This window comes from Streptosporangium sp. NPDC049644, assembly GCF_040675205.1.
Classification (GTDB): domain Bacteria; phylum Actinomycetota; class Actinomycetes; order Streptosporangiales; family Streptosporangiaceae; genus Streptosporangium; species Streptosporangium fukuiense.
Map to the genome: position 1 here is coordinate 1 of NZ_JBFAOJ010000140.1, position 16,451 is coordinate 16,451.

At 70.7% G+C, this 16,451-nt stretch carries 14 protein-coding genes; 7 read left to right on the plus strand and 7 right to left on the minus strand.

What is annotated here, in order from left to right; genetic code table 11:
• Positions 1-492: 492 nt before the first annotated feature.
• A complete protein-coding gene (ispG, locus tag AB0J58_RS41235; RefSeq protein ID WP_343966517.1) occupies positions 493-1,659 on the minus strand; it encodes a flavodoxin-dependent (E)-4-hydroxy-3-methylbut-2-enyl-diphosphate synthase in 1,167 nt (388 codons plus the stop codon).
• 35 nt (positions 1,660-1,694) lie between these two features.
• Complete coding sequence (dxr, locus tag AB0J58_RS41240; RefSeq protein WP_364226464.1) at positions 1,695-2,879, minus strand: 1-deoxy-D-xylulose-5-phosphate reductoisomerase; 1,185 nt, start codon at positions 2,877-2,879, stop codon at positions 1,695-1,697.
• 192 nt (positions 2,880-3,071) lie between these two features.
• Here dxr and AB0J58_RS41245 point away from each other — a divergent pair, with 192 nt between their 5' ends.
• A complete protein-coding gene (locus AB0J58_RS41245) occupies positions 3,072-4,142 on the plus strand; it encodes a peptidase (RefSeq protein WP_364226467.1) in 1,071 nt (356 codons plus the stop codon).
• 77 nt (positions 4,143-4,219) lie between these two features.
• Positions 4,220-5,266, plus strand: coding sequence for a hypothetical protein (locus AB0J58_RS41250; RefSeq protein WP_364226470.1), 1,047 nt, complete (start codon positions 4,220-4,222; stop codon positions 5,264-5,266).
• A 156-nt stretch (positions 5,267-5,422) separates the two neighbouring features.
• On the opposite strand, the gene AB0J58_RS41255 is transcribed toward AB0J58_RS41250, so the two are convergent.
• Positions 5,423-6,850 carry an aldehyde dehydrogenase family protein gene (locus AB0J58_RS41255; RefSeq protein ID WP_364226473.1) on the minus strand — a complete coding sequence of 476 codons (1,428 nt, stop codon included), beginning with the start codon at positions 6,848-6,850 and terminating at the stop codon, positions 5,423-5,425.
• Between the two features lie 214 nt (positions 6,851-7,064).
• Here AB0J58_RS41255 and AB0J58_RS41260 point away from each other — a divergent pair, with 214 nt between their 5' ends.
• Complete coding sequence (locus tag AB0J58_RS41260) at positions 7,065-7,700, plus strand: TetR/AcrR family transcriptional regulator (RefSeq protein ID WP_364226476.1); 636 nt, start codon at positions 7,065-7,067, stop codon at positions 7,698-7,700.
• Positions 7,701-7,742: 42 nt separating this feature from the next.
• Here AB0J58_RS41260 and AB0J58_RS41265 read toward each other — a convergent pair whose 3' ends face one another.
• Positions 7,743-9,263: a PucR family transcriptional regulator gene (locus tag AB0J58_RS41265; RefSeq protein WP_364226479.1), complete on the minus strand. Its 1,521-nt coding sequence runs from the start codon at positions 9,261-9,263 to the stop codon at positions 7,743-7,745.
• A gap of 90 nt (positions 9,264-9,353) precedes the next feature.
• Between AB0J58_RS41265 and gabT the strand changes: the two genes are divergently transcribed.
• Both gabT and AB0J58_RS41275 read left to right on the plus strand, forming a co-directional pair.
• Positions 9,354-10,706, plus strand: coding sequence for a 4-aminobutyrate--2-oxoglutarate transaminase (gene gabT, locus AB0J58_RS41270; protein WP_364226482.1), 1,353 nt, complete (start codon positions 9,354-9,356; stop codon positions 10,704-10,706).
• A gap of 245 nt (positions 10,707-10,951) precedes the next feature.
• Positions 10,952-11,194, plus strand: a complete 243-nt coding sequence (locus AB0J58_RS41275) for a hypothetical protein (protein ID WP_343966535.1) — start codon at positions 10,952-10,954, stop codon at positions 11,192-11,194.
• Between the two features lie 86 nt (positions 11,195-11,280).
• Here the strand turns inward: AB0J58_RS41275 and AB0J58_RS41280 are convergent, their stop codons facing one another.
• Positions 11,281-11,673, minus strand: coding sequence for a VOC family protein (locus AB0J58_RS41280; protein ID WP_364226485.1), 393 nt, complete (start codon positions 11,671-11,673; stop codon positions 11,281-11,283).
• 135 nt (positions 11,674-11,808) lie between these two features.
• On the opposite strand from AB0J58_RS41280, the gene AB0J58_RS41285 reads away from it, so the two are divergent.
• Positions 11,809-12,681, plus strand: coding sequence for a sigma-70 family RNA polymerase sigma factor (locus AB0J58_RS41285; RefSeq protein WP_364226488.1), 873 nt, complete (start codon positions 11,809-11,811; stop codon positions 12,679-12,681).
• Positions 12,678-13,187 carry a VOC family protein gene (locus tag AB0J58_RS41290; RefSeq protein WP_364226491.1) on the plus strand — a complete coding sequence of 170 codons (510 nt, stop codon included), beginning with the start codon at positions 12,678-12,680 and terminating at the stop codon, positions 13,185-13,187. Before AB0J58_RS41285 ends, AB0J58_RS41290 begins: the two co-directional genes overlap by 4 nt.
• Before the next feature lie 244 nt (positions 13,188-13,431).
• Here AB0J58_RS41290 and AB0J58_RS41295 read toward each other — a convergent pair whose 3' ends face one another.
• Both AB0J58_RS41295 and AB0J58_RS41300 read right to left on the minus strand, forming a co-directional pair.
• A complete protein-coding gene (locus AB0J58_RS41295; RefSeq protein ID WP_343966546.1) occupies positions 13,432-14,658 on the minus strand; it encodes a saccharopine dehydrogenase C-terminal domain-containing protein in 1,227 nt (408 codons plus the stop codon).
• A gap of 177 nt (positions 14,659-14,835) precedes the next feature.
• The gene (locus AB0J58_RS41300) at positions 14,836-16,107 is read right to left on the minus strand and encodes a hypothetical protein (RefSeq protein WP_364226494.1); all 1,272 of its coding nucleotides are present in this window, start codon (positions 16,105-16,107) and stop codon (positions 14,836-14,838) included.
• Positions 16,108-16,451: the final 344 nt, after the last annotated feature.

A 16,451-nucleotide genomic window follows, 5' to 3' on the forward strand; every position in this document is an offset into this window, starting at 1 on the left:
CGTGAGCCGTTTCGTGCCCACCCTCGGGCGTGTCTGCTCCCACGGATTCCAGAGCGGCAGGCTGAGGAAGCACCCGCCGGTGGGTCTGCGATCTCATGTTCAACGTGGCCATCACAACGCACCTCCTTGAGCTGACGGCCAGGGCTGGTCAACGCGGGGCTTGTCAAGCGCATCGCTGCGCCTCAAGCCCTCTCCTTCCGGAGGGGGTCGTTGACTGTGCGTCCCCCTACTCGTACGGCAGAGGCGATGGTCTCCCGGAGGCGGCGCGATTCACCCGGGACACAACCGGATATCTAGCAAAGTGTAGTCAGATGATTGCCAAGTGTAATGATCCCAGGGCGGACGGCACCGCCGAGCAGGCCGGCAGAACACCGCAAACGGCCACGGAGGCTACGGAGACCGGAGATCCCCGGCGGAGAGCCCCGCAAAAGGCGCGCCCCCGGCGGCGAGAGAACGGCCGGGGGCGGACACGCGCGGGAAGCGGGACGGCGCCTAGCCGACGACGACCTGGGCGCCCATGACGTCGTCGTCGAGGTCGACCTCCACGCCCATCTGCTCGGCGAGACGCAGCGCCTCCTCGATCAGGGTCTCCACGATCTGCGACTCGGGAACGGTCTTGATGACCTCGCCCTTGACGAAGATCTGGCCCTTGCCGTTGCCGGAGGCGACACCGAGGTCGGCCTCGCGGGCCTCTCCCGGGCCGTTGACGACGCATCCCATCACCGCGACGCGCAGCGGGACCTTCAGCCCCTCCAGCCCCGCCTGGACCTGCTCGGCCAGGGTGTAGACGTCGACCTGGGCGCGCCCGCAGGAGGGGCAGGAGACGATCTCCAGGCCGCGCTCGCGCAGGTTGAGCGACTCCAGGATCTGGTTGCCGACCTTGACCTCCTCGACCGGCGGGGCGGACAGCGACACGCGGATGGTGTCGCCGATCCCCTCGGCGAGCAGGGCCCCGAAGGCGACGGCGGACTTGATCGTGCCCTGGAAGGCCGGGCCCGCCTCGGTGACGCCGAGGTGGAGCGGGTAGTCACACCGGGCGGCGAGCAGGCGGTACGCCTGGACCATCACGACCGGGTCGTTGTGCTTGACGGAGATCTTGATGTCGCGGAAGCCGTGCTCCTCGAAGAGCGAGCACTCCCAGAGCGCCGACTCCACCAGCGCCTCGGGGGTGGCCTTGCCGTACTTCTGGAGCAGGCGGGGGTCGAGCGAGCCGGCGTTGACGCCGATCCTGATCGGCACGCCGCGGTCGGCGGCGGCCCGCGCGATCTCACCGACCTTGTCGTCGAACTTCTTGATGTTGCCGGGGTTGACCCGGACCGCCGCGCAGCCCGCCTCGATCGCGGCGAAGACGTACTTCGGCTGGAAGTGGATGTCCGCGATCACCGGGATCTGCGACTTCCTGGCGATGGTCGGCAGCGCGTCGGCGTCGTCCTGCGAGGGGACCGCGACCCGGACGATCTGGCAGCCCGAGGCGGTCAGCTCGGCGATCTGCTGGAGCGTCGCGTTGACGTCGGCGGTGACCGTGGTGGTCATCGACTGGACGGAGACCGGCGCGTCCCCGCCCACGGGGACGGAACCGACCATGATCTGACGAGATATGCGTCGCTCGGCGATCGGCCTGGTCCTTACGGACGGGATTCCGAGAGCAACAGAAGTCATTTTCAGCCCTTGAAGAGTCGACGACGCTCACCAGTCTAGGCAGTCCCGGTGAGCTCCCGTGCCCTTATCCGTGCCCAGGAGTCGGCATCGAGCACCTCGGCCACCGAGCCGGCCTCGGTGACGGTGTGCTCGGAGACCACCGAGGCCACGGTGTCGACGATGCCGAGGAAGGGCAGCCGGCCGGCCAGGAAAGCCTCGACGCAGACCTCGTTGGCGGCGTTGTAGACGGCCGGTGCCGTGCCGCCGGCCGCGCCGACGTGGCGGGCCAGCGCGACGGCGGGGAAGGCTCCGTCGTCGAGCGGCTCGAACGTCCAGGTGTGGGCGGTGGTCCAGTCGACGCCGGGCGCGGCGTCGGCGACCCGCTCGGGCCAGCCGAGGGCCAGCGCGATGGGCAGGCGCATGTCGGGCGGGCTGGCCTGGGCGATGGTCGAGCCGTCGACGAACTCGACCATCGAGTGGATGACCGACTGCGGGTGGACCACGACGTCGATGCGCTCGAAGCCGATGTCGAAGAGCAGGTGCGCCTCGATGACCTCCAGGCCCTTGTTGACGAGCGTGGCGGAGTTCACCGTGATCACCGGTCCCATCGACCAGGTCGGGTGGGCGAGTGCCTGCTCGGGGGTCACCTCCGCGAGATCCGCGCGCGACCGGCCGCGGAAGGGCCCGCCGCTCGCGGTGACGACCAGGCGCCGCACGGCCGAGGCGTCGGGGCCGGTGGGGCCCGCCGCCCACAGGCACTGGGCCAGTGCGGCGTGCTCGGAGTCGACCGGGATCAGCTGGCCCGGCTTGGCCAGGCGCTTGACCAGCGGCCCTCCGACGATCAGTGACTCCTTGTTGGCGAGCGCGAGCGCCCGGCCGGCCTCCAGGGCGGCCAGCGTGGAGGTCAGCCCCAGCGCGCCGGTGATGCCGTTGAGCACGACGTCGGCGGGCCAGGAGGCGGCCTCCGCCACCCCTTCCTGACCGGCCAGCACCCGCGCGGCCACCCCGCGCGCGGCCAGGGCCTCGCGCAGCTCCGGCACCGCGGCGGGATCGGCGACGGCGACCACGTCGGGCCTGAACTCGGCCGCCTGCCCGGCCAGCAGGTCGATCCGGCCGCCGTAGGCGGCCAGCGCCACCACCCGGAACCGGTCGGGGTTGCGGGCGATGACGTCGAGGGATTGGGTCCCGATGGACCCGGTCGAGCCGAGCAGGACGACGGAGCGGACGGTGTCTGGCTGCACCGTCCCATTCTCCCGGCTCGGGCCGCGCTGTCGAATCGCCCCCATCCCCCGGAAATCTGTTAGACGTGAAACACGCGATAAAAGGCGATATTTAAGTCCAAATTTCGTCATATCAATAGCTGTAAATCTTGAGAAATACGTACGTACGGCGCACTAGCTTCCCGGAACAGCAACGGGCCTCGGGAGGTACATATGCGACGCACAGCACGACTCATCCCTCTTCTCACCGCGGTCGCGGGAAGCACTCTGCTCACCGCGACGATCGCGCACGGCGCCACGGGCGCGGGTACGGGCGGGGGCGTCACCGCGGCGCGGGCCGTTCCCCAGCCGGTCGAGAAGGAGGCGGCCGACACCAAGGCGGAGCAGCGGACCGTCCAGCGCTACTGGACGGAGGCCAGGATGGAGGCGGCGAAACCGCTCGCCACCCTCATCCCGGAGAAGGACGGTGCCCGCCTCACCTCGGCGGCGATCGCGGCACAGGCCGCGGCCGACCCCGTCTCCATCCCCGCGACCACGCCGGACGGCGAGACCGCACCGGCCGCCGGCACGGCCGCCAAGGGCACGGCGGCCGTCCGCGCCTCCACCGGCGCGCCGTGGACCCGCGGCGGGGCGATCGCCAGGACCACCGGCCGCGTCTTCTTCACCTACCAGGGCCGCAACGCCTCGTGCTCGGCGAACGCGGTGACGAGTGAGAACAGGAGCACCGTGATCACCGCGGGGCACTGCGTGCGAATGGGCGGGGCCTTCCACAGCAACTGGGTGTTCGTACCGGGATACGAGAACGGCGACCGGCCCTACGGCACGTGGGTGGCGACCACGCTCTACACCACCCCCCAGTGGCACAACACCGAGGACATCAACTACGACGTGGCCTCGGCCGTGGTGGCCCCGCTGAACGGCAGATCGCTGACCGACGTGGTCGGCGGCCAGGGCGTCTCCTTCAACCAGCCGCGTCGGGCGCAGATGCACTCCTTCGGCTACCCGGCGGCCGGTCCCTATGACGGTTCCAGGCTGGTCTACTGCGCCGGACGCGCCTTCGACGACTTCCTGATGTCCCGCGACATCGGGTTGAACTGCAACATGACCGGCGGGTCGAGCGGCGGCCCCTGGTTCCTCCGCTTCAACGAGAGCACCGGCCTGGGCACGCTGAACTCGGTGAACAGCTTCAAGTACGACTTCGCCTCCGGCTGGATGTTCGGCCCGTACTTCGGCACCGACGCGCAGGCCGTCTACGAGGCCGCCCAGACGACCGGCGCCCCCTGAGCCTCACCAGGCCATCGGCGACCACGAATACCCTAAAGTAAGCACAGAAACACTCTCCGTAATGCAAACTCGGGTTCATGACCTCAAGCCTCCCCCTGCTTGCGGCCGCCCCGCTCGTCGCCGGGCTGCTGGGCGTCCCGACGACCGGCGTGCCGGCCATCTGGCAGACGGCCGCCGAGCCCGGGCAGCGGGCCGTGAACATCCCCGCCCTCCCTCTCACCGCGGAAGTCGCGACACCCGGCACGCCGGACGTCGTCGAGCACACGGTCGCTCCCACCGCGTCGGAGCGAAAGCGCGTGCTCGACTACTGGACACCCCGCCGGATGGCCTCGGCGCTCCCCGTCGACCGGCTCTCGAAGGCCACCGGGTTGCTCGGCCGGCTCTTCGACCGAGCCGGCCGGGGGGCCGTCCCCCATCGGAGCCCGAACGGCGCCGCCACACGCACCTCCGGCGCCCGCTGGACCTCCGGCGGAATGGTGGAACGCACCACGGGGCGGGTGTTCCTGACCATCAAGGGCAGTGACTTCGTGTGCTCGGCGAGTTCGGTCAGGAGTGCGAACAGGGATCTGGTCGTGACCGCCGGTCACTGCGTCAAGGACGGCACCGGCGCCTGGGCCGACAACTGGACCTTCGTCCCCGGCTACTCCCAGGGCCGCCGCCCGTACGGGCAGTACACCGCGCGCCGCATGTTCGTCGCGGGTCCCTGGTCGCGCGGCGGCGACGACAGCCACGACATCGGCATGGTGGCGGTCAACACCAGTGACGGCAAGCACCTCGGCGACGCCGTCGGCGGTCAACAGATCGCTTTCGGCACCCCCAGAGGGCGCCCCACCAGCGGTTTCGGCTTCCCCGCCGACTCGCCCTACGACGGTGAGCACCTGGTCTACTGCGCGGGAACGCTCCGCGACGACCCGAACGGGCAGACCGGTGACCAGGGGATGCGCTGCGACATGACCGCCGGATCCAGCGGGGGCCCGTGGCTGAGCGGTTTCGACGCCTCCACCGGCCGCGGCACGATCGTCTCGGTCAGCAGTTTCAAATACAGCGACGACCACCGCACCATGTACGGCCCCTACTTCGGCGACTCGGCCAGGGAGCTCTACGCCATGGCCGCGACGTCATGACACCGGCGGAAGAAGCGCGGGACGAGATGATCGAGGCGCCCGCGTCTCCGGTGGGAGCGGCGCGGGCACCGTCGACGGCGGAAGCCGCGACCGGTTCGGAGGGCCGTCACCGGCGAACCGGCCGCGGGACACCGCGACCGGGGCGCCGGGGCGGGCTCAGAGGGTCAGGCCGGTGAGGACCATGACCTTCTCGTAGGTGAGGTCGGCGATGGCCGAGCGGATGCCCTCGCGGCCGACGCCCGAGTCCTTGACCCCGCCGTAGGGCATCTGGTCGGCGCGGTAGGACGGCACGTCACCGATGATCACTCCGCCGACCTCAAGCTCCCGGTTGGCCCGGAAGGCGTTGTCGAGACTGCGGGTGAACACCCCGGCCTGCAGGCCGTACTTGGAATCGTTGACCGTGGCGAACGCCTCGTCCACTCCGGACACCGTCTGGACGATCATCACGGGGCCGAAGACCTCCTCGCAGGAGACCTTGGCGTCGGCCGGCACGTCGGCGAGGACCGTCGGCGCGACGGTCGCGCCGTCGCGGGTGCCGCCGGCCAGCAGGCGGGCACCGGCCGCGACGGCCTCGCCGACCCACTGTTCCACGCGCTCCGCGGCCTCGACGGACACGAGCGGGCCCACCTGCGTCTTCTCGTCGGCGGGGTCGCCGACGACCAGGGCCTCGACCGCCGGGACGAGCCTGGCCACGAAGTCGTCGTGCACCGACGCCTCGACGATCACCCGCTGCACGGCGATGCAGCTCTGACCGGCCTGGTAGTTGGAGAACAGGGCGATCCGCGAGGCGGCCCAGTCGAGGTCGGCGTCGGCGAGGACCACCGCGGCGGCGTTGCCGCCGAGTTCCAGGGTCACGTGCTTGCGCGGGACCGCCTCCAGGATCGCGTACCCCACGGGAGCCGATCCGGTGAAGGAGACGACAGGCAGGCGCGGGTCCTCGACCAGTCCCGCGGCGCGGTCGTTGGGCACCGGGAGCACCGAGAACATCCCCTCCGGCAGGTCGGTCTCGGCCAGGATCTCGCCCAGGACCAGTGAGGAGACCGGCGTCGCCGGGGCGGGCTTGACGATGATCGGGGCGCCGACCGCGATCGCCGGGGCCACCTTGTGCGCCACCAGGTTGAGCGGGAAGTTGAACGGGGTGATGCCCAGGACCGGGCCGTGCGGGACGCGCGAGATGTAGGCGAGGCGGCCCGCGGAGGCGGCCTCGGTGTCCAGGCGCATGGTCTCGCCGCTGAGGCGACGGGTCTCCTCGGCCGCGAACCTGAAGGTGGAGATCGCACGGCCGACCTCGCCGCGGGCCCAGAAGATCGGCTTGCCGTTCTCCTCGCTGATGAGGCGGGCGATCTCGTCGGCACGCTCGGCCAGGCGGCGTGAGACGTGCGCGAGGGCGTCGGCGCGTACGTGGATCGGGAGCGCGGCCGCCTCCTTCCGCACGGCCGCCGCGGCGGCCACGGCCTCCTCGACCTGGTCGGCCGTCGGCACGGAGCAGACGGCGACGGCTCGGCCGTCATGCGGATTGGTCACGGTGAGCTCGGTGTCGCCTGTGGCGGGGCGGCCGGCGAGCCAGAAGGGGCGCACGTCCATACCTCGACGCTATGTCACCTGAGACGGCACGGTCTTACTCCACTCCGCACAAGATCCCGGTACCGGTACACCTTTCCGGCCAATAGTCCATTCACCCCGACCCTGTAACGAAAAGGGGGGCATTCGGGGATATTCCTTACATGGCGCCGGTTTAAATGATCTTCATCATGGCTAAGTCACCGAATGAACACTCAGAGCGGAAGGGCGTGGGCGCATGACCTCCTCGGCGCCGCGCGGCCTTCAGGGCGCGTATCTCCTCGGTGAACGGGCCTCACACGACGAACTGCGCGCCAGGCTGCTCGACGTCGCCAGCCAGTTGCTGGTCACCATCGGTCCCGAGAGCCTGTCGATGCGCCGCATCGCCACCGAGGCGGAATGCTCGACGACCGTCATCTACACCATGTTCGGCAGCAAGGAGGGCCTCGCCGAAGCCCTGTACCTGGAAGGCTTCGAGCGCTTCCGGCGGCGCCTGGAGGCCGTGCCCCCGCGCAGGGACGCCCTGGAGCACCTCACGGCGCTCGGCCCCGCCTACCGGGAGGCCGTGCTGGACGAGCCCGGCTACTACGCGCTGATGTTCGAGCGCGCGATCCCCGGCTTCGTACCGAGTGAGCGGGCCAGGACCCTGGCCCGCGCGGCGCTGAACATCGTCGACCGAGTGATCGCCGACTGCATCTCGGCCGGGTACATCGTCCCCACCCAGCCCAGGAAGATCGCCGATGCCGTGTGGGCCGCCGCCCAGGGCGCGATCAGCCTGGAACGTGCCGGGCACTTGCGCGACAGCGGCACCTACGACACGGTCATCCAGGCCGTCATCTCCCGCTACCTGGTCGCCGGCGTCTCCCGGGCGTGACCGGCCTGCCGGCCTCTCCGTGGGCGGAGTCCTCGCCCCGGCTCACCGGGCGGACCCGTCACCCGGGGCGACCGCCAGGGCGATCCAGAGTTCGGCGCGGGCCGCCGGATCGTCGAGGTCACGGCCGACGAGTTCGGCGACCCGGCGCATGCGGTAGCGCAGGGTGTGACGGTGCACTCCGAGCCGCTGCGCCGCCGCGTCCCAGTGGCCGTTGCAGTCCAGGTAGGCCCGGAGGGACTCCAGCAGGTCCGCGCGCGAGCCGTACCTCCTGAGCGGGGCGAGCAGCGCCGAGGAGAAGGCCGCCGCCGCGTCGGAGTCGAGCAGGCGGAGCAGTCCCCGGCCCGCCAGGTCGGCGAAGCGCATCACCGGCACGGCGCCGCGCCTGGCCCCGGCGAGTGCCTGGTATGCCTGGTCGAGCCCGGTGCGCAGATCGTCGAGATCGGCGGGATCGCCGACCCCGACGGGGCCGTGCTCGCCGAGCGCCGCGGCCACGGCATCGGCCCGCGGGGCCGGGACGAGCAGGACCACCCCGTCACCGTCGGCGCCACCGTCGGCGCCACCGTCGGCGTCACCGTCGGCCGCCGCGAACTCGTCACCCGCCGTCTCCAGCACCGCCTCCCGCTCGCCGGCGCAGACGATGGCCACCAGCGGCCCGGCGGGAAGCCGCTCCCCCAGCCGCTCCAGCGTCTCGCACCCGGCGTCCACCTGCCCGGCCAGCAGCAGCCGCAGCACCGCCGAGCGAACCCGGCGCTCGGCGGCCAGGTACTCCCTGCCGTGCTCGACGGCGAGCGTCAGCAGGGATCCGGCGGCGTTGACCACGGTGTGCGCGACCGGGGTGAAGGGCCTGCCGAGGCCGACGGCGAGGAATCCCCTGACCCGGCGGGCCCCGAACGGTTGCACGATGACGTGCTCCCTGGGCGAGGAGAAGGCCGCGCTCGCGGGTGCGCCACGGCCGGTGATCTTTCTCAGCCGTTCCAGCTCGGGGCCGAGGTCGTCGGCGGCGCCGGCCGCCCCCCGGCCCGCCGCGTGCCGCACGGCCCCCGCCTCGTCCAGCAGGATCGCCCAGCCGCCCAGCTCGCGGGCCAGGCGGTCGATCACCGCGCGAGGCCCCTCCGGGCGCAGGGCGGCACGGGTGAGCCGGCCCTGGGCGGCGAAGGCGCGGCTGAGCTCGTCGTACTGCTCCGCGGCGAGCAGTTCGCTGACCGCCTTGCCGATGGCGACGAACGGGATGTCGCGCGGCACCTCGAGCAGCGGCAGCCCCGCCCGGGTGGCGGCCTCGACCAGTTCCCCGGGAATCGTCTCGTGCCCGAGCCCGACGCCGAACCCGAGGCCGGCGACCTCCCTGCCGACCAGGCGCTCGACGTAGCAGGCGGCGTTGCCGGCGTCCAGGCGCATGCCCGTGGTGAGGACCAGTTCCCCGCCCTCAAGGAACGGGGTGGGATCCTCCAGTTCGCTGACCGCCACCCAGCGCACCGGCCGGTCGAGCGCGTCCCCACCGGCGAGCACGCCGAGCCCGAGCGGTGACCGCCGTACGACGGTGCGCAGCGTCGGCGCCACAACCACCCCCGTTTTGTACGTTACGTCCACTATTCCCCGTCAATTTTGACATAGTGCATCATCGGCACACCGACATCCACCACATACCTTCACATCATGAGCACCCTCACCGAGGGCGGCCCCTCGCTTCCGCAGGAACGCCGCGTCGTCACCGAGATCCCCGGCCCGAAGTCCCGTGAGCTGTTCGCGCGCAAACAGGCCTCCGTACCCCCGGGCATCGGTACCACACTGCCCGTCTTCGTGACGCGTGCCGGGGGCGGTGTGGTCGTCGACGCCGACGGCAACTCCCTGATCGACTTCGGTTCTGGCATCGCGGTGACCAACGTCGGCAACGCCGCTCCGCGCGTCGTCGAGCGGGTGCGCAAGCAGGTCGCCGACTTCACGCACACCTGCTTCATGATCACGCCGTACGAGTCGTACGTGCAGGTCGCCGAGAAGCTCAACGAGATCACCCCCGGCGACCACGAGAAGCGCACCTTCCTGCTCAACAGCGGCGCCGAGGCCGTGGAGAACGCGGTCAAGGTCGCCCGCCAGGCCACCGGCCGCCAGGCGGTCGTCGTCTTCGACCACGGCTACCACGGCCGGACCCTGCTGACGATGACGCTGACCGCCAAGAACATGCCGTACAAGCAGGGCTTCGGCCCGTTCGCCCCCGAGGTCTACCGGGTGCCGCTGGCCTACCCGTTCCGCTGGCCCACCGGCCCGGAGAACTGCGCCGAGGAGGCCGCCGCCCAGGCGATCGACCAGATCACCAAGCAGGTCGGCGCGGAGAACGTCGCCGCCGTGGTGATCGAGCCGATCGCCGGCGAAGGCGGCTTCATCGAGCCCGCCAAGGGCTTCCTGCCGAGGATCGCGGAGTTCTGCCGGGAGAACGGCATCGTCTTCATCGCCGACGAGGTGCAGACCGGCTTCTCCCGTACCGGCGACCTGTTCGCCTGCGAGGACGAGGGCATCGTGCCCGACATCATCGTCACCGCCAAGGGCATCGCGGGCGGCCTCCCGCTGTCCGCGGTCACCGGCCGGGCCGATCTCCTCGACAGGGTCCACGTGGGCGGTCTGGGCGGCACCTACGGTGGTAACCCGCTCGCCTGTGAGGCGGCACTGGGCGTGCTGGAGACCATCGAGGCCGACGACCTGACCGGAAAGGCCCGCCGCATCGGCGAGACCATGCTCCCCCGGCTGCGCGCCATGGCGGAGCGGAACCCGGTGATCGGCGACGTACGCGGCCGGGGGGCCATGATCGCCATCGAGCTGGTGGTCCCCGGCACCAAGGACCCGCACCCCACGGCGGCGGGCGAGATCGCCAGGAGGTGCCACGCCGAGGGCCTGCTCGTGCTGACCGCGGGCACCTACGGCAATGTGCTGCGCTTCCTGCCGCCGCTGGTCATCCCCGACCACCTCCTGGAGGAGGGGCTCACTATTCTAGAGAAAGCCGTGAACGAGACGTGACGGTTTAGAACCCACCAAATGGGGCACCCGGCTTGATGCTGAGTGCCCCATTTGCCGTTATATGGCCTGCATGCAGGCCGTGATTTAACCACCACTTGACACCTGCCACAACGATCACGGGCCGTGACCGCGTTATAACAGTTCCGATACGAAAGTGCGCGATCAAGGCAGGAAACGTGTCGACAGCCTCCCTGCGGCCGCGCCGTGGGAGAAACCAGGGGTCTCCACGCCGAAGGGATAGAGAAATGAGTTGGAGGCAGGCCAGAACGGCACACGTCACAATGACCTTTGATCCCGAGGGGCTGACCCCCACCCAGCGTGAGGGCGACGCCTGCGTGGCCTGCCACAAGAAGTGGCCCCGCCCGCGAATCAGGATCGGCCGCCTTCCCGACGACACAACCCTCTTCGCCTGCCCGGAGTGCGCCGACGCGCTGCTGCCGCAGCAGGACGACACCCACTCCCTCCCGTGGCGCGTGGCCTTCTCCTGATGCGCCGTTCCTCGATGGAGGGCCAGGACCGGTCCCCGGCCTCGCCGGGTGTGGCGTGTCCGGGGACCCCGCGCGAGGTCTACGGGTCAGGCGGCGTAGGTGGTGACTTTCCACAGGTAGCCGTCCGGGTCGCTGAAGTAGCCGAAGTACCCGCCCCACCGGGCGGGGGCCGCCTCCTTGACCACGCTGCCACCGGCGGCCACCGCGTTGCGCATCGTCTCATCCACCACTTCCCTGGAGTCGGGGTTGAAGTGGAATGAGGCGCCGCGGAATCCGGATCCCTCCGCGGAGACGTCGGCGTCCTGTGCCGCCGCCTCCCACTCGTAGAGAGCCAGCCGCGGGGATCCCTCGCCCAGGCTGAACGAAACGAAATGGCGGGTGTCCTTGTCGATCTCGCAGCCCAGGCCTTCGGCATAGAACCTCTTGGCGCGAGCCAGGTCCTTGACGCCGAGCATGATGGCGCTCACCTGCAGTGACATGGTTCTCTCCTGGTTATTTCTGGGTCTTTGCCACCTGAACCGGCAGGCCGGACATCCGGGCCGGGCCCGGATGTCACATCGGCGCGGGTTCGCCGGTCAATTGGTATGACAGGCGGCGACGGAGGAATGTGACAGATGGTCGAGCAGGACTGGCTGAGCGAGCGGTTCGCCGAGCACCAGGGCCGCTTGCACGCGGTGGCCCACCGGATGCTCGGCTCACCCGCCGAGGCCGAGGACCCGGTGCAGGAGGCGTGGCTGCGGGTCAGCCGCGCCGACACCGGCCAGGTGGAGAATCCGGCCGGGTGGCTGACCACGGTCGTCGCCCGGGTCTGCCTGAACATGCTCGAGGCGCGCCGGGCCCGGCGTGAGGAGTCGGCCGGGGCGCTGCCTCCCGAGCCGGCCGCGCCGCACGCGAGCACCCACCCGACCGGCCGGGCCGACCCCGAGGACGAGGCGCTACTGGCCGATTCGGTCGGTGTCGCGCTGATGGTGGTGCTGGACACGCTGACTCCCGCCGAACGGCTCGCGTTCGTCCTGCACGACGTCTTCGCTGTGTCGTTCGGCGAGATCGGCGCCATCATGGACCGCTCCCCGGTGGCGGCCCGGCAACTCGCCAGCCGGGCCCGGCGCCGGGTGCAAGAAGCGGCGGACGCGTCCGATGCCGCGCGATCGGCGAAGCGGGAAATCGTCGCCGCCTTCCTTGCCGCCTCCCGGAGCGGGGACTTCGCCGCCCTGCTCGAGTTGCTCGATCCGGACGCCGTGGCCGTCGAGGCCCGCGGCGCCCAGGCGGTGGCGGCTTTCTTCGCCGGGCGGGCTCAGGCCGCCCGGCTCGCTCTGGTCGACGGCGTTCCGGCGGCCGTCTGGTCGCACCGCGGCCGGCCGAAGGCCGTCCTCACGTTCACCATCAACGGCGAGAAGATCACCCACATCGCCATCGACACCGACCTGGACCGGCTCCGCGACCTCGACATCGTCTTTCTCAGCGCCAACGACAAGGAGCGGCAATGAGCCATACTCCCCGACCGGTCCGCGGTGTGACCGGCATGAATCTCAGGCTCTCGTCCTGCGCTCTCGCCGTCTGCGACGTCGACGAGGCGCTCGGCTTCTACCGTGACGTGCTCGGTTTCGAGGTACACGATGACGTCGAAGCCGAGTGGACGCGGCGGGCGAGCGTCGGCCCGCCGTCACAGCCGGACGTGCAGATCCTTCTCGAATCGCCCGGCGCGGACCCGGGTGCCTCGCCGGCCGACCGGCAGACGATCGAAAACCTGATGGCCAAGGGCCTGCTGGGCCGTCTTGTCTTCCTGACCGACGACTGCGACGCCGCCTTCGAGCACATCGAGGCAGCAGGCGCTGAAGTGATGCAAGAACCGATCAACCAGCCCGACGGCGTCCGCGACTGCGCCTTCCTCGACCCCTCCGGCAATATGCTGCGATTCACCCAGCCGTGGCAGGTAAACCGGGCACTCGCGGCGCGGCGGGAACACGCCGCGAGGCGCCGCCAGGCGCTCTGAACGCGGCCGCGGAAAGGGCGGTCCTGCCGTCGCCCCCGCTGGTCCCCTCGGGTCCGGAGGGTCAGGGGCATCTCGGTTCCCAACGACCAGCACCGAACCACTGTACGACCGGCGAACATCCCCGTACCCGGGGAAAGGCCCTGGTCGCGGCGCGGGCGCCGGCGGACCGCTTCCTGGCGCCCGCCGCCGACGCCGCACGCGCGGACGAGCGGGAGGCTCCTCACCCCGCCGTTGACAAGGTGCGTCAGGCGGACAGCAGGGCCGGGGCCGTCTGCTCGCGCATCCCCCACGGTGAGCCGTAGGCGGTGAGCAGTTCCAGGAAGGGCACCGCGTCGAACGCCTCGGGGCCGAGCACCCCGGTGCCCGACCAGGCGCCGGTGGCCAGCAACTCCAGGGCGACCACCGGGTGCACCGCCGTCTGCCAGACCACGGCCTGGCAGCCGTACTCCCGCATCGACCACTCGTTGTCGACCACGTGGTAGAGGTAGACCTCGCGCGGCCGCCCATCCTTGCCGACGCCCTTCACCCAGGTTCCGGCGCAGGTCTTGCCCCGCATCCGGTCACCGAGCGTGGCCGGATCGGGGAGGCTGGCCGCGACCACGTCGCGCGGCGAGGTCTCGACACCGCCCACCTTGATCTTGCCCGCCCTGTCCAGGCCCAGCTTGTGCAGGGTCTTCAGGACTCCGATGAACTCCTCGCCGAGACCGTACTTGAACGTCACCCGCCTGGCGTCGATGTAGCGCGGCACCAGGAGCACCTCCTCGTGCTCGACGTTGACGCACTCGACGGGCCCGATCCCCTCGGGGAAGTCGAAAACCTCGGGCTCGCTGAACGGCTCGGTGGTGTGCCAGTCGCCGTCCTCCCAGACCACCGGCGGGTTGAGGCACTCCTCGATGGTCGTCCAGATGGAGAACGTCGGTGCGAACTCGTAGCCCTCGACCACCAGGTTGGAGCCGTCGCGGATACCGATCTCCTCGATGCTCTCGAAGAGGTGCTCGGCGGCGTAACGCGCGAAGACGTCGGCCAGCCCGGGCTCCACGCCCATGCCGACCAGCGCCAGCCCGCCCCGCTCCCGCCATGCCTCGCCGAGGGCGAACTGCTCGTCGCCGAGTTTCACCCCGGTCAGCTCGTACGGTCTGCGGGGGTGGGGGCGCGACAGCGACATCGCCATGTCGAGGTAGTGGGCTCCGGCGTTGAGCGCCGCCTCGAACAGGGACATGGTGAAGCGGGGATCCACCGCGTTGAAGAGCACGTCGCAGCGGTGCTCGGTGAGAGCGGCCTCGACCGCCACCCGGTCGGAGGCGTCCAGCCCGATGGCGCTGAAACGCGGGTCCGCGATCCTGGCCACCACGGCGGCGGCCCGGTCCTGTTGAGAGTCGGCGACCACGATGTGTTCGAAGAAATCTCGGCGTGCGGCGATCGGGACGACGGCGGAGCCAACGCCGCCCGCTCCAACAAGAAGGATTCTCATGGCGACTACCCTACCCACTGACTGGTCGACCAGTCGATATTAAGGACATGATTTTCCTACTGAATCCATCGCCAAAAACGATCAGAGCAACGAAAAACGTAGCTTGCTACCGAGATCACCGACATGGCGAGGTAGAGGGAGCCTTCCTCGGGGGCGAGGAGGCGTCCGCACCCGGCCTCAGTCGGAGATCCGCTGCTTTCCAGGCTCGGAGGATGCCCTGAGGCTCTTCCAGCGCTCCGCCCACCCGGCGTAGTCGGTGCACTCCCCGCCCTGGCCGCCGCAATCCCTTGTCGGACGGGCGGCGAAGAGGACGTCGCGCAGCCGGCGGTCGTCACGCACCTGGTACGCCTCGCAGATCCGGCGGGCGCGCCCGCCGCACGCCTCCGGATTGGCCGGGGCGAGGCCGGTCCAGGCCGCGGCGGGACGCTGCGCCCGCACCGAGCTCATCCAGTTCAGCCACCGGTAGGCGCAGTTCGGGCTGGCCGGCTTGGCCGCGAGCATCCACGAGTCGACCCACCCGGTCGCCGGGACCCCCTTCAGCACCTTCATCGGCCGGTCCGCGCGCTGGAAGAGGTCAAGGTGGTAGGGCAGGACCTGGGCGATTCGCACCTGCTCCGCCGACAGTGCCCTGACCAGGTCGAGCGAGCCGTCCCAGTAGACCCGGCCGGGGCCTTCACCCTCGGCGAGGAGCCTCATCGCGGCGTCGAGCTGGGCGGGGGTGAGCTGGAACGGATCTTTGATCTTCAGCTGGGGGCGCGTCCCCTTGAGGGCGAGCGCGGCGTCGGCGATGCTCAGCGGGCTGTTCCTGATCGCCGCCGGAGCCGCCCCGTAGAGGGCGAGGGGTCCCCGCGGCCCGTCCCCTCCGCGGACCACCCGGTTCACCCCCCACAGGTAGGGGATGCCGTAGACCCTGTCGTCCTCGCGCAGACCGGGCAGCTCGCGCAGGCGCTTGGGGATCCGCCGGTAGTCGGCGACCAGCGCGGTGTCGAGCGGCGCGACCTTCCCCTGCTCCACCAGCAGACCGGCCAGGTCTGGGGTGGCCGAGAGCACGTCGTAGCCGCCCTCGGTGAACCTGGCGGCCATCTCCTCGCTCGTCCTGACCCGGTCGAGCTTGACGACGCAGCCGCTCTCCCGCTCGAAGGGCGTCAGCCAGTTGACCCGCGAGCTGGCCCCGCCGTATTCGACGTACCCCTGGAACGTGAGCACCCGGAGCGTGCCCTCGCCCTTGCCGATGGACGCCGACGGTGCCGGGCTGGAGGTGGCGGAGGGGGTGGCTCCGGACTCGGAGCCGGGCGTCGCGACGGGCGTGCCGGAGGGAGTGGGGCTTCGCACCGACGGGGTCGCGCTCGCGGTTCCCACCTGGGCCAGGGCGGCGAGCGCCAGGCCGCCCGCCCCCAGCACTGCCCCGAGACGCGCGCGGCGGAGCCTGTCCCTGCCCATGAGGCCCACGAGGTTTCCTCCCGACGTCGCCACCGATCTGCCCGGGAGCCTACCGGCCGTCCCCGGCCTCCCGCGGTCCGTCGGGGGCCGCGTGCCCGGCACCCACAGGCCAGGCGCGGGCGAGACCCGGCCCGTGACAGAGGGTTCAGAGCACGCGTGAGGCCCGCGTCCCGGCAGGAGGGACGCGGGCCTCACGGTTCAGGGGCCAGTGGCGGGGCACCTGCTCCTCCCGCCCGATGTTCGATGCGGGACCACTAGCCGTTGGTGGGGAAGCCGAGGTTGACGCCGCCGTGGCTGGGGTCGAGCCAGCGGGAGGTGACGACCTTGCCCCGGGTGTAGAAGTGCACGCCCTC

Bases quoted from the DNA above. Each gene is read 5' to 3' on its own strand.
- AB0J58_RS41285 (WP_364226488.1), top strand. From the start codon at position 11,809: ATGGTCGAGCAGGACTGGCTGAGCGAGCGGTTCGCCGAGCACCAGGGC.
- AB0J58_RS41260 (WP_364226476.1), top strand. From the start codon at position 7,065: ATGACCTCCTCGGCGCCGCGCGGCCTTCAGGGCGCGTATCTCCTCGGT.
- AB0J58_RS41245 (WP_364226467.1), top strand. From the start codon at position 3,072: ATGCGACGCACAGCACGACTCATCCCTCTTCTCACCGCGGTCGCGGGA.
- AB0J58_RS41280 (WP_364226485.1), bottom strand. From the start codon at position 11,673: ATGTCACTGCAGGTGAGCGCCATCATGCTCGGCGTCAAGGACCTGGCT.
- AB0J58_RS41290 (WP_364226491.1), top strand. From the start codon at position 12,678: ATGAGCCATACTCCCCGACCGGTCCGCGGTGTGACCGGCATGAATCTC.
- AB0J58_RS41275 (WP_343966535.1), top strand. From the start codon at position 10,952: ATGAGTTGGAGGCAGGCCAGAACGGCACACGTCACAATGACCTTTGAT.
- AB0J58_RS41255 (WP_364226473.1), bottom strand. From the start codon at position 6,850: ATGGACGTGCGCCCCTTCTGGCTCGCCGGCCGCCCCGCCACAGGCGAC.
- AB0J58_RS41295 (WP_343966546.1), bottom strand. From the start codon at position 14,658: ATGAGAATCCTTCTTGTTGGAGCGGGCGGCGTTGGCTCCGCCGTCGTC.
- ispG (WP_343966517.1), bottom strand. From the start codon at position 1,659: ATGACTTCTGTTGCTCTCGGAATCCCGTCCGTAAGGACCAGGCCGATC.
- gabT (WP_364226482.1), top strand. From the start codon at position 9,354: ATGAGCACCCTCACCGAGGGCGGCCCCTCGCTTCCGCAGGAACGCCGC.
- AB0J58_RS41250 (WP_364226470.1), top strand. From the start codon at position 4,220: ATGACCTCAAGCCTCCCCCTGCTTGCGGCCGCCCCGCTCGTCGCCGGG.